The organism is Nocardioides sp. NPDC057577 (assembly GCF_042801335.1).
GTDB lineage: Bacteria > Actinomycetota > Actinomycetes > Propionibacteriales > Nocardioidaceae > Nocardioides.
The window spans coordinates 42,516-54,358 of record NZ_JBHVGB010000018.1; the positions used below are offsets into that span (position 1 = coordinate 42,516).

Below are 11,843 nucleotides of genomic sequence, written 5' to 3' on the forward strand. Positions count from 1 at the left end.
TCGACCCCGAATCGCCATGACAGAGAAATCCATGGCTCGCCCATCTGGCGGGCAATACGCCTACGAAGAGCTCAAACGACGCATCCTCGAGCTCGAGCTCGAGCCCGGGACGCGGCTCTACGAGCCTCAGCTCGCGACCGAGCTCGACATCTCACGGACTCCCCTGCGTGAGGCGCTGCGGCGCCTGATCGCGGAGAACCTCCTCGACCAGCACGCCACCGGCGGCGTCTTCGTCCCCAAGCTCGACGCACGCGACATCGCCGAGCTCTACGAGGTGCGGGCCGCACTCGAGTCGATGATGGCGTCCGCGGCATGCACCAAGGCGACGCCGAGCGACATCACCGAGCTCGAAGGCATCGTGGCGCGCAACGCCGCGCTGGTGAGCTTCGCCGATGATGCGATGAACCTCGGCAAGGCGCTGCACGCCAAGGTCGGCGCCATCGCCGACAACGCCTGGGCGCTCCGCCTCCACGACCAGGTGGCCAACCAGATGGCGCGCTACCGCCTCTTCACCAACCACACCCAGGAACGACGAGACCAGGCCCTCGCCGACCACCGGGCGATCTTCGAGGCGGTCCGCGACGGCGACAGCGAGCGAGCCGCGGCCATCGCCCACTCCCACGTCCTGGACGCCCGGGACGAAGCGCTGCGAGCGATCGGCAGCCAGCTGGCCTGACCGCCCGATTTTCGGCGTTCCCGGGCGCCGAGGGCTCACCCACGGCACTATGTCGGGCATGCGAGCCAGCCCGACCCTCCCGCTCGGCGTACGCCTCGGCTACGGCTCCGGCTCCGTGGCGACCGGCACGTTCGGCACGATCCCGGGGCTGATGCTGCTCCCCTACCTGACCGACAGCCTCGGGATCGCCGCGCTGGCGGCGGGATTCATCGTGTTCGCCCCCAAGGCGTGGGATGTCGTGCTGAACCCGATCGCGGGCCGGATCAGCGACCGGACGGTGGACCCGCGGGGGCCGCGACGGCCGTGGCTGCGCCGGGCCGGGATCGCGCTGGCGGTGACGTTCGCGCTGCTGTTCGCGGCGCCGTCGATGGCGACCGGGCTCGAGGCGGCCTGGGTGCTGGTCGTGTTCCTGGGCTGCGCGACGGCGTACGCCTTCTTCCAGGTGCCCTACGTCGCCATGCCCGCCGAGCTGACAGAGTCCTACGACGAACGCACCCGGCTGATGACCTGGCGGGTCGCGATCCTGGCACTCACCATCCTGCTCGCCGGCGCGACCGCACCGATGATCCGCGATGCGGTCGGTGGCCGCGACGGCTACCGGGTGATGGGCGTGGTGATGGCGGTGCTCATCCTGATCGGGGTGCTCAGTGCGTACGTCGGGACCCGCCGGGCGCCTGTCCACACCGTCCAGCCCGGGGCCGGCACCCTGCGCGACCAGCTCCGGATCGTGGCCGCGGCACCCGACTTCCGCCGGCTGCTGATCACCTTCGTGATCCAGGCGGTCGCCTTCGGGGCGATGCTGGCCGGAGTCGACTACCTCGCCGGCGACGTGATCGGCCGCGACGGCGCGGCGACGATCCTGTTCGTCTGCTTCGTCGGCCCCGCGCTGCTGCTCACCCCCGCGTGGGCCGCGCTCGGCGCCAGGATCGGCAAGAAGAACGGGTACGTCGCCGCCTCGGTCGTCCTCGCCGTCGGCGCGCTCCTCGCCGCCACCGCCCAGACCGCACCGGTGGCTCTGGTCTATGCCGCGGTGGTGCTGGTCGGGGTCGGGTACGCCGGGTGCCAGGTCTTCCCGATGGCGATGCTTCCCGACGCTGCCGCCGTCGACGCCCGGCGCAGCGGGTCGAGCCGGATCGGGGTCTACACCGGCGTCTGGACCGCCGGGGAGACCCTCGGGCTGGCGCTCGGACCCGGCGTCTACGCAGCGGTGCTGGCGCTCGGTGGCTACCGGTCCTCGACCGGCACCGACGTCGCCCAGCCGGACTCGGCGCTGACCGCGATCACGCTCGGTTTCTCGGTGCTGCCGGCCTGCCTGGCTCTGCTCAGCCTGCTGTGGCTGCGGGGCTACTCGCTCACCGCCGACGACGTAGATGGGACCGTGACCGTATGACCGACGCCCTGACCCAACTCCGCGAGCTGCAGACCGCCGACCTGCCGGTGCACGGCGGCCGCACCCTCGCCTACGTCTACGACTCGGGCCTGCCCGACATCGACCGGATCGGCCGCGAGGCGGTCGCCGCCTACGCCGGTTCCAACGGCCTGGACCCGACCGCGTTCCCGAGCCTGCTCCGGATGGAGACCGAGGTGGTCGGGATGGCGGCCGACCTGCTGGACGCGCCGGAGACGGTGGTCGGGACGGTCACCTCCGGTGGCACCGAGTCGGTGCTGCTGGCGGTGCAGACCGCGCGCGACGCCCATCCCGGGATCGAGCAGCCCCGGATGGTGCTCCCCACGACGGCACACGCCGCGTTCCACAAGGCCGCGCACTACTTCGGGGTCGAGCCGGTGCTGGTGCCGGTGGGGCCGGATCATCGGGCCGATCCGGCCGCGATGGCCGCGGCGATGGACGAGCGCACGGTGCTGGTGGTCGCCTCGGCGCCGTCCTATGCGCACGGGGTCGTCGACCCGGTCACCGCGATCGCGGCCGCCGCGGCCGAGCGCGGGATCCGCTGCCACGTCGACGCGTGCATCGGCGGCTGGGTGCTGCCCTACGCGACGCGGCTGGGGCGGGACGTACCGGCATGGACGTTCGCGGTCGACGGCGTCACCTCGATCTCCGTCGACCTGCACAAGTACGCCTACGCCCCCAAGGGCACCTCGGTGCTGCTGCACCGCACCCCGGACCTGCGGCGGCCGCAGTTCTTCGCCTCGGCCGCATGGCCCGGCTACACCATGCTCAATTCCACGATGCAGTCGACGAAGTCGGGTGGGCCGCTGGCCGGCGCCTGGGCCGTGATGCGCACGCTGGGAGACACCGGCTACGAGCGGCTCGCCCGCGACGTCTTCGAGGCGGTTGACCGCATCCGCGGCGGCGTCGGTGAGATCCCCGAGCTCGCCGTGGTAAGCACTCCCGACTCCACGCTGATCGCGCTCACCACCGACGAGACCTGCGACCCGTTCACGGTCTGCGACGAGATGGCGGCGCGCGGCTGGTACGTCCAGCCGCAGATGACCTTCGCCGGCTCCCCCGCCACCATCCATCTGTCGGTGAGCGCGGCGACGCTCCCCCACGTACCAGAGCTCCTCGCCGCCCTCGCCGAGGCGGTCGCGGCCGCCGTGGCGGCCGGCCCGGTCACCGTCGACCCCACCGTCGCCACGTTCATCGGCGGGCTCGACCCGACCTCCTTGTCGGAGGAGGACTTCGACGGCCTGTTGCTCGCGGCCGGGCTCATCGGCGCCAACGGCGAGCAGGACGAGCTGGCGCTGCCGCAGCGGATGGCCGAGGTCAACGCGATGCTCGACCTGGCCTCCGCCGCGATGCGCGAAGCGCTGCTCGTCGCCTTTCTCGACCGACTGACTCGGCCTATTCGGCGCTGATCCGGCGTTTCCTCCTGGCCAGCATCACGATCATGGCGATCACGAGCGCGGCGACGATGCCGCCCCGAATCTGTACGTCTCGAGACCTGGCAGCCACCTGGGTGCGCTGCTTCACCTCGTGAACCTTCTCCTTCCCGCGCGTCTTCACATCCAGCCGCGCGGCGAGCTCGTCGAGGGTGTCGGCCATCTCGTGTCGGGTGCTGTCCAGCTCGGCCTCGACTGCGGCGATGCTGTCGTCGCCACCCCCGGCGGGCCGGGGCACAGGGTGCTGCGTCATGGCGTACTCCTCGGGGTGTGGTCCTCGGCGTGGCGGTGCTTGACGGTCTCCACGTCCCGCCTGAGGTTCTCGGTGGCACGTTCGGGCTTCATCGGGGTTCCCTCGGAGACCTGCTTCTTCCCGAACAGGGCGATGCCACCGGCGATGACCAGGAGCACGGCTCCGACCAGCACCGCGGCCAGCCAGGCATCCATGACCAGCGCCAGGGCGAGAATCGCCGCGGCGATCAGGACCCCGAGGCCGTACAGAGCCACCAGGCCGGCCGCGCCGAACGCCCCGGCCCCCTTGCCGGTGTGCTTGGCCTTCTCGGTCAGCTCGAGTCGGGCGAGCTCGAGCTCGCCGCGCATGAGGCCGGACATCTCCGTGGAGAGTCGCGAGACCAGCTCGCCCATCGATGCGTCGGTCTGGTGATGAACCGTCACGACTCCCACCCCCGCGGCACGTCGGCCACCGGGTCCACGGTGTCGTGGGGACGGGGTGCGCTCGGCGTCGTCTGGGAGGTCGGGGCAGATGCCGACGACGGCGTGGAGTCGCCAGGCATCTTGTCCTGGACGGCGTGGCGGGCCGCGTCAGCCTTCTCCCCAGCCACGACCCGAGCGTTGTGCGCCTTCTCCTGGACGCGCGGGTCGTGCCACAGCTCCTGTGCCTTGGCCACCATCGCGTCGTACCGCTCACGTCCAGCGCGAGCGCCGAGGACGTAGCCGATACCGAAGGCGGCCAGCAATGCTGGTTTCTTGAACATGTGTTCCTCCTCCTCGCTGTAACTGGTCGGTACCCAGAAGGCGAGGAGATACGCGGACAAACTGGGTTATCATCTTCTTGAAGGGGAGTACCTCCGTAGCCACGTGTCGTCATCCCGGCTTCCCGCCCGGCCCGTGGAGCGCCAGCTGAGGAAGACCTTCGTCGGACTATTCGATGGAGGTTCAGCGATGTCTATGACCCTGTGGGACCGTTCGGTGCTCGGTGTGTGGCAGTCTCAGCCGCCGCCCGAGCCCGACACGAACGGCACCGAACCGACCAGGCCCGAGCACCCGTCGCTGCTGGCATCGGCCGAGGCGCAGGCCATCACGCTGGGCGAGGTCTTCGCCTGGGCCGGCCTCGCGATCTGGGGTGGCGCACTGGTCGCGTTCGTGGTGTACGACTTCGCCCGGACCTACCAACATCACCACCATCCGGCACTCCCTCACAAGCCGGGCCACAGCGATTCCGGGCGGCATCAGGACGCTAGGTGAGCACCGGGGCGATCGACTCGCTCGCGACGCCCACCCTGTGGCTGGTCACGGTCGGTGCCCTCCTGGTCCTGCTGGCACTCGACTTCGTGATCACCCGACGCCCGCACGAGGTGTCGATGCGCGAGGCGCTGCGCTGGTCGGTCTTCTACATCGCGCTGCCACTGGCGTTCGGACTCTTCGTCTGGTGGCGCTACGGCTCCACGCGCGGGTTGGAGTACATCACCGGCTATCTGGTGGAGAAGTCGCTCAGCGTCGACAACCTCTTCGTGTTCATGCTGCTGCTGGCGGCGTTCGCCGTCCCGCTCGAGCTCCAGCAGCGCGTCCTGTTGTACGGCATCGTCGGCGCACTGGCCCTGCGGGCGGTGTTCATCGCGATCGGCGCGGTCGCGCTCGCGGCCTTCGACTGGACGTTCCTGGTCTTCGGTCTGATCCTGATCGCCACCGCGGTGAAGGTCGTCGCGAAAGGAACCGGCGGCGGGACCGTCGACGTCGACACGTTGCGGAGCGTGCGGCTGGCCCGCCGCTTCGTCCCGGTCACGCCCGACTATCAGGGTCCGCGGATGCTCGGCCGGGTGGATGGCCGGCGGGCGCTCACACCGTTCGCCCTCGTGGTGCTGGCCGTACTGACCACCGATGTCGTGTTCGCGGTCGACTCGGTGCCGGCCGTGTACGGCATCACCGGCGACCCGTTCCTGGTGTTCGTCACCAACGCGTTCGCGCTGCTCGGGCTGCGGGCCCTCTACTTCGTGCTTCAGGGCGCGCTGAACAGGCTGGTGCACCTGGACGTGGGGCTTGCGGTGATCCTCGCGTTCATCGGGGTCAAGCTCGGGCTGCACTGGGCGCACCAGCGGTGGGAGGCGGTTCCCGAGATCCCCACGCCGGCCTCCCTCGCGGTGATCGCCGGGGTCCTCGCCGTGACCGCCCTCACCAGTCACCTGGCCACGCGTCGCCGCAGTCGTGACACCGCAGGGGCGCGCTGACCGCGAGGCCGGTCATGCCTGACCCGCGTGGCGCATCGCGAGCAGGGAGATCAGGTCGTAGGCGACATGCGATGCCGCGACACCGGTCAGCTCGGCATGGTCGTACGCCGGGGCGACCTCGACCACGTCCGCGCCGATCAGGTTCAGGCCGACGAAGCCGCGCAGGATCTCCAGCAGCTCACGCGAGGTGAGCCCGCCGGCCTCGGGGGTGCCGGTGCCGGGAGCGTGGGCGGGGTCGAGGACGTCGATGTCGACCGAGACGTAGACGGGACGGTTGCCGACCCGCTTCCGGATCTTCTCGACCACCTCGTCGACACCCTGGCGGAAGACGTCGGAGGAGGTGACGATCCCGAAGCCGAAGCGACGGTCGTCCTCGAGGTCCTTCTTGCCGTAGAGGGGTCCGCGGGTGCCGACGTGGCACAGCGCCTCGGTGTCGAGGATGCCCTCCTCCACAGCCCGCCGGAACGGGGTGCCGTGGGTGTACTCGGCACCGAAGTAGGTGTCCCAGGTGTCCAGGTGGGCGTCGAAGTGCACCAGCGCGACCGGGCCGTGCCGCTCGGCGGCGGCACGCAGCAACGGCAGCGCGATCGTGTGGTCGCCACCGATCGTCACCAGCCGGGTCCCGCCCGCGGTGAGCTCGAGCGCGGAGGCCTGGACGGTGTCGAGCGCCTCCTCGATGTGGAACGGGTTGGCCGCGATGTCGCCCGCGTCGACCACCTGGGCCGAGGCGAACGGCGAGACGTCCAGCGCCGGGTTGTAGGGACGCAGCAGGCGCGAGGACTCCCGCACGTGCGAGGGGCCGAAGCGGGCACCCGGCCGGTAGGAGACGCCGGTGTCGAACGGGACCCCGACGACCGCGATGTCGGCGTGCTCCACCTGGTCGAGGCGGGGCAGCCGCGCGAACGTCGCGAAGCCGGCGTAGCGGGGGTTCTTGGAAGCGTCGAGGGGACCGACGGGCATGGGTGGTTCTCCTTGCGTGGTGCGGTGCAGCGGGGTGGATCAGCCGACGACGGCAGCGGGCGCGGGCCCCTCCACCGAGGTGACCGGGGTGTTCGCGGCCGGTCCGGTCGGGACCAGACGAGCGCCTTCGGGCCCGTAGGCATCACGCGGCTCGGGGAAGACGAAGAGCAGTCCCACGTAGAGCAGCGCGGCCAGGCCCATCCCGAGCGGGATCGAGATGTCGACCCCACCGGGGATCAGCGAGGCGGCCGGACCGACGAACTGGCCGGGCAGGTTCACGAAGGTGAGCGCGACGGCGGCCGCGACCAGCCAGGCGGCCAGGCCGCGCCAGTTCCAGCCGTGGGCGAACCAGTAGCGGCCACCGCGCTGGCGGCGGTTGAAGACCTGGAGAGCATCGGAGTCGTACCAGCCGCGCCGGACGTACCAGCCGACCATCATCACCATCATCCAGGGGACGGTGCAGCTGACGATGAGGACGGCGAAGGTGGAGATGCTGGAGACCACGTCGAAGACGAAGCGGCCGATGAAGATGACCCCGATCGCGAAGACGCCGATCAGCACCGTGGACTGGACGCGGTTGAAACGCGGGAAGACGCTGGAGAAGTCCAGGCCGGTGCCGTAGAGCGCGGTCGTGCCGGTCGACATGCCACCGATCAGGGCGATCAGGGCGACCGGGACGAAGTACCAGCCCGGCGCGATCGCGAGCAGGCCGGAGGCGTACGCACCGGAGGCGAAGATCTCGGGCTCGCGGGTGGCGATGATCGTCATGGTGACCAGACCGAAGCAGAACGGTACGAGGGTGGCGATCTGCGCCAGGAACGCGGCGGCCATCGAGGACCGTCCGGAGGTTTCGCGCGGGATGTAGCGGGCCCAGTCGCCCAGGAAGGCGCCGAAGCTGACCGGGTTGGACATCACGATCAGCGCGGAGCCGACGAACGCCGCCCAGAAGCCGGGCTCACCGAACGCCTCCGAACCGGCGCCGAACGCACCGGCGTAGCCGGGGTCGAAGTCGCCGGCGAAAGCGACGATGCCGAGCAGGAAGAGCAGGGTCGCGGCGATCACGGCGATCTTGTTGACCAGCAGCATGAACCGGAAGCCGTAGATGCACACGACCAGGACGAGCACGGCGAACAGGCCGTACGCCAGTGCCAGGGTCAGGTCGTTCTCCGGCAGCCCTACCGCGCGGTTGGCGCCGCCGACGAGCACGTCGCCCGAGCTCCAGACCGAGATCGAGAAGAACGCGAGCGCGGTGAGCAAGGAGAGGAACGAGCCGACGATCCGGCCGTGGACGCCGAGGTGGGCCGAGGAGCTGACCGAGTTGCTGGTGCCGTTGCGCGGGCCGAACAGGGCCATCGGGGCGAGGACGACGGCACCGAGGAGCAGCCCGAGCAGCGTGGCCATCAGGCCGTGCGCGAAGGAGAGCCCGAACAGGATCGGGAAGCTGCCGAGCACCACGGTGGCGATCGTGTTGGCGCCGCCGAAGGTGAGCCGGAACAGGTCGATCGGCCGGGCGCTGCGCTCTGGGTCGGGGATCGGCTCGACGCCGTGCTGCTCGACCTCGGTGACCTTGGGAGGCTGGACCTGCGTGCTCATCTCACGTCCTCGCTCGGGTGGGCGGAGAGGTGCTCGTGCACGGCGAGAAGGTCGCCGTCGATGAGACGGAAGACGATCGTCTCCCGCTCCCGCGTGGTCTCGGCGGGTCCACTCGTCGAGGTCGTGGTGAGGACGTCGTGGCTGAAGACCGCGGTGTCACCGTGGACCTGGACGAGACGGGCGCTGCTCCGGCAGGACTCGACCCGCCAGCCCTCGGCGACCCAGGCGGCCCAGAGGCGCTGGTAGGCAGCGCGGTCGTCGAGCCGGCGCGGCTCTGTGTGGAAGACGAAGCTGGCCTCGGCGGCGAAGCAGGCGAAGTAGGCCGCGGTGTCGGTCGCGGCGAAGGCCGCGACGAGCCGGTCGGCGGCCTCGTGGACCTGCGACTCGGTCAGCGTGGCTGATGGGGCGGCGATCGTGGACACCGGGCCTCCTGGGTCTGTGGGTCGGCCGAGATCTGCGTCACTCTAAGAGCATCCCAAGAGGTGCCGCAATCGTTTCGTTCTTAACCTGGCCGTAATAGCTGTCGATATGCCTGCAAGACCCGGAGGATCCGTCATAATGGCAGTCGATCCCTGTCCTGGAGGATCGATCCGACCTTGGAGACGCTCCCAAAAAATGTCGAACGAAATCACGCCCGGCGTCCTCGACGGCACCGATGAGGCGATCCTCGTCCTGCTCGAGAAGGACGGCCGCCTCACCCACCGCGAGATCGCCGACCAGGTCGGTCTCTCCCGATCAGCTGCGGCCACCCGGGTCCAGCGGCTGCTGAGCGAGGGGCACATCGACGTCCGGGGTGTCGTCCACCCGGCCGTCCTCGGCCATGACGTGCTCGCCCACGTCTCGGTCACCGTGAACGGCCCCGCGACCCACGTCGCCCAGGCGGCCGCGGCGCGCGAGGACACCACCTTGGTCTCGATGACCAGCGGCCACCACGCACTCGTCCTCGAGCTGCGGGCGAAGGACATCGGCCGGATCGACGACGCCCTCGCCGAGGTGCGGACGATCGACGGCATCGTCACCACCGAGACCCTGCTCTACACCGAGGTGATCCGCGACGTCGCCGCCCCGGTCGGCCCGGCGCCGGCCGCCGGCTCGCTCGACGAGACCGACTACGCCCTGTTGCGCGCGCTGCAGGCGAACGGCCGTGCCTCCTACGTCGACCTGGCTGCGAGCGTCGGCCTCTCCCCCGCCGGCGCGCGTCGCCGGGTGGTGCGCCTGCTCGACGGGAACGTCGTCCGGGTAGGGGCCGTCGTGCGCCACTCGGGGCAGGAGCGGCGTACGGCCACCGGGGTCGGCCTCCGACTCGACGGCGCCGCCCACCGCCCGATCGCCGAGCAGCTCGCCGAGCTCCCGTCGGTGACCTTCGTGGCCCGGACCCTCGGTCGCTACGACGCCCTGCTCACGGTCAGCACCGCCACCTCCGGCGACCTCGTCGGCGTCCTCGACCACATCCGCGAGCTCACCGGCGTCCGCGAGGCGGAGACCTGGAGCCATCTCCGCTTCGTCAAGGAGACCTACGCCTCCCTGCACCTCGGCGGCGGCTGAGCAACCGCCGAAGCTTCAGCCCGGCAGGTTCCTAGTCGGGGATCTGGCGCAGGGTGGCGACGATCTTGCAATCCGGCCAGTACGTCGCGTGCAGCTGCGCGAACTCGCGCTGCCCGGCGATCGCCTCCTCGAGGGTGTCGTAGCGCATCAGCGCCCAGCCACCGACGACCTCCTTGGCCTCGGCGTACGGACCGTCGACACGCGTGACCTCGCCCTTCTCCACCAGGAAGTTCACCGCGTCCTCGCTGCCGTAGAGACCGCCGCCGTCGAGGAAGTGTCCAGCCGCCGCCTGCTCGCCGATGTAGTCGTCCATCGCCTTGAACAGGGCCTCCGGCGCCGGGCCGATTCCCTCTTCCATCCTCACGAAGCCCATGAAACGGGGCATGATGTGCTCCTCAGTTCGGGGCCAACCGCTTTTCGGTGGCCGACACATGTGCGTCGAACCACATCGTTCTCCTTCGACATCGACATCGGAAGAACTTTCCACCGGCCGCGCGAGCGCCGATGCGTGCGCGGTCAGGCGTTGGCTGCCTCGGACTCGGCTGCCGGCTCCCCCTCCGGGGCACCTGCGGGCGTGCCGCGGGACTTCCGCACCGCGATGGCGACGATCACGGCGGCCACGGCGAAAAGCGCGCCGTAGGCGGCGACCGACTCGGCGTCGAAGTTGCGCAGCAGCGTACGTCCGTTGGTGATCAGGATGATGCTGCCGACCAGGCCGCCGAGGATGGGTAGCGAGAGGTGCTTGACGAGGTAGGCGGCGAACGGGGCGGCGATCACGCCGCCGACGAGGAGGCCACCGATGACGCGCCAGTCGAGCGCCTCCCCGGCCAGTCCGACGAGGAACCCGACACTCGCCGAGAGGGTCGTGACGAACTCGGCGGTGGAGACCGATCCGATCACCTTGCGCGGATGCAGGGTGCCGCTGGAGATCAGGGTGGGCGTGGTCACCGGACCCCAGCCGCCACCACCGGTCGCGTCGATGAAGCCACCGAAGAGACCGAGCGGCGCGAGCAGACCGAGCCCCGGGCGACGTCCCGGGATGAAGACCGGCGGCTTGCCGAAGACGAAGCGGGCGATGATGTAGAGGCCCAGGACGAGCAGGAGACCGGAAACCCAGGGAGTGGCACTCTCGGTGGAGAGGCTGGAGAGAACGGTTGCGCCGACGAACGCGCCGATGCCGCCCGGGATCGCGATCTTGGCCACGACCTTCCAGTCGACGTTCCCGAGCCGCCAGTGGGACACGCCCGAGGCGAACGTCGTCCCGACCTCGGCCAGGTGCACCGACGCCGAGGCGACCGCTGGCGCGACCCCTGTCGCTACCAGCAGGGTGCTCGAGGTGACGCCGTACGCCATGCCGAGCGAACCGTCGACCGCCTGGGCCGCGAGACCGACGAGAGCAAAGATGAGAAGCCGCTCCACGCGTACCTCCTAGGTGCGATCGAAAATGGCGAAGTAGTAATGTAACGCTATTTACTGTACATAGTGCATCGGGGTGTTTGGGGGCTTCTCGATGGGCGGATGGGTCGAGCCGTCGGATGCGCTGGGCTTCTCCGCTGGTCGAGCCGCCCGGGGGTTTTCCGCTGGTCGAGCCGCCGGAGCCGCTAGGCGGAGGCGTGTCGAGACCAACACGGTTGCTTCTGGTTGGGGGAGGCTCGCTTATCGACTGTTCTTCGTTTCAGGGTTCGCCGCCGACCCTTGCTTTGAGTGTTTCTCGATCACGTGCCGCGTCAAGGACGCCCTTCGGGCGCCGGCTTCGCCGGCCG

The 11,843-nt window shown here is 70.1% G+C and carries 14 protein-coding genes; 6 read left to right on the forward strand and 8 right to left on the reverse strand.

What is annotated here, in order from left to right; genetic code table 11:
- Positions 1–31: 31 nt before the first annotated feature.
- From ACFU7D_RS06145 to ACFU7D_RS06155, 3 genes are read left to right on the forward strand one after another with little or no spacing between them, the layout of a single operon-like run.
- Positions 32–676, forward strand: coding sequence for a GntR family transcriptional regulator (locus ACFU7D_RS06145; protein WP_378728243.1), 645 nt, complete (start codon positions 32–34; stop codon positions 674–676).
- A gap of 58 nt (positions 677–734) precedes the next feature.
- A complete protein-coding gene (locus ACFU7D_RS06150; RefSeq protein WP_378864684.1) occupies positions 735–2,066 on the forward strand; it encodes an MFS transporter in 1,332 nt (443 codons plus the stop codon).
- Positions 2,063–3,493, forward strand: a complete 1,431-nt coding sequence (locus ACFU7D_RS06155) for a pyridoxal phosphate-dependent decarboxylase family protein (protein WP_378864686.1) — start codon at positions 2,063–2,065, stop codon at positions 3,491–3,493. Before ACFU7D_RS06150 ends, ACFU7D_RS06155 begins: the two co-directional genes overlap by 4 nt.
- Here the strand turns inward: ACFU7D_RS06155 and ACFU7D_RS06160 are convergent.
- From ACFU7D_RS06160 to ACFU7D_RS06170, 3 genes are read right to left on the reverse strand one after another with little or no spacing between them, the layout of a single operon-like run.
- Entirely contained in the window at positions 3,480–3,770 is a 291-nt protein-coding gene (locus tag ACFU7D_RS06160; RefSeq protein WP_378864688.1) for a DUF3618 domain-containing protein, read from the reverse strand. The two genes, ACFU7D_RS06155 and ACFU7D_RS06160, sit on opposite strands and share 14 nt — an antisense overlap.
- Positions 3,767–4,192, reverse strand: a complete 426-nt coding sequence (locus tag ACFU7D_RS06165) for a phage holin family protein (protein ID WP_378728239.1) — start codon at positions 4,190–4,192, stop codon at positions 3,767–3,769. Before ACFU7D_RS06165 ends, ACFU7D_RS06160 begins: the two co-directional genes overlap by 4 nt.
- Positions 4,189–4,512, reverse strand: a complete 324-nt coding sequence (locus ACFU7D_RS06170; RefSeq protein WP_378864690.1) for a hypothetical protein — start codon at positions 4,510–4,512, stop codon at positions 4,189–4,191. Before ACFU7D_RS06170 ends, ACFU7D_RS06165 begins: the two co-directional genes overlap by 4 nt.
- 187 nt (positions 4,513–4,699) lie before the next feature.
- On the opposite strand from ACFU7D_RS06170, the gene ACFU7D_RS06175 reads away from it, so the two are divergent.
- Positions 4,700–5,002 carry a hypothetical protein gene (locus ACFU7D_RS06175; protein ID WP_378864692.1) on the forward strand — a complete coding sequence of 101 codons (303 nt, stop codon included), beginning with the start codon at positions 4,700–4,702 and terminating at the stop codon, positions 5,000–5,002.
- Entirely contained in the window at positions 4,999–5,982 is a 984-nt protein-coding gene (locus ACFU7D_RS06180) for a TerC/Alx family metal homeostasis membrane protein (RefSeq protein WP_378728235.1), read from the forward strand. Before ACFU7D_RS06175 ends, ACFU7D_RS06180 begins: the two co-directional genes overlap by 4 nt.
- 12 nt (positions 5,983–5,994) lie before the next feature.
- On the opposite strand, the gene speB is transcribed toward ACFU7D_RS06180, so the two are convergent.
- From speB to ACFU7D_RS06195, 3 genes are read right to left on the reverse strand one after another with little or no spacing between them, the layout of a single operon-like run.
- Positions 5,995–6,942 carry an agmatinase gene (gene speB, locus ACFU7D_RS06185; RefSeq protein ID WP_378864694.1) on the reverse strand — a complete coding sequence of 316 codons (948 nt, stop codon included), beginning with the start codon at positions 6,940–6,942 and terminating at the stop codon, positions 5,995–5,997.
- Between the two features lie 39 nt (positions 6,943–6,981).
- Positions 6,982–8,535: a purine-cytosine permease family protein gene (locus ACFU7D_RS06190; protein WP_378864696.1), complete on the reverse strand. Its 1,554-nt coding sequence runs from the start codon at positions 8,533–8,535 to the stop codon at positions 6,982–6,984.
- The gene (locus tag ACFU7D_RS06195) at positions 8,532–8,957 is read right to left on the reverse strand and encodes a nuclear transport factor 2 family protein (RefSeq protein WP_378864698.1); all 426 of its coding nucleotides are present in this window, start codon (positions 8,955–8,957) and stop codon (positions 8,532–8,534) included. The genes ACFU7D_RS06190 and ACFU7D_RS06195 overlap by 4 nt, the downstream gene beginning before the upstream one ends.
- Before the next feature lie 193 nt (positions 8,958–9,150).
- Between ACFU7D_RS06195 and ACFU7D_RS06200 the strand changes: the two genes are divergently transcribed.
- The gene (locus tag ACFU7D_RS06200; RefSeq protein WP_378728231.1) at positions 9,151–10,080 is read left to right on the forward strand and encodes an Lrp/AsnC family transcriptional regulator; all 930 of its coding nucleotides are present in this window, start codon (positions 9,151–9,153) and stop codon (positions 10,078–10,080) included.
- 31 nt (positions 10,081–10,111) lie between these two features.
- On the opposite strand, the gene ACFU7D_RS06205 is transcribed toward ACFU7D_RS06200, so the two are convergent.
- Entirely contained in the window at positions 10,112–10,465 is a 354-nt protein-coding gene (locus ACFU7D_RS06205) for a YciI family protein (protein WP_378728230.1), read from the reverse strand.
- Between the two features lie 131 nt (positions 10,466–10,596).
- Entirely contained in the window at positions 10,597–11,499 is a 903-nt protein-coding gene (locus ACFU7D_RS06210) for a sulfite exporter TauE/SafE family protein (protein ID WP_378728229.1), read from the reverse strand.
- Positions 11,500–11,843: the final 344 nt, after the last annotated feature.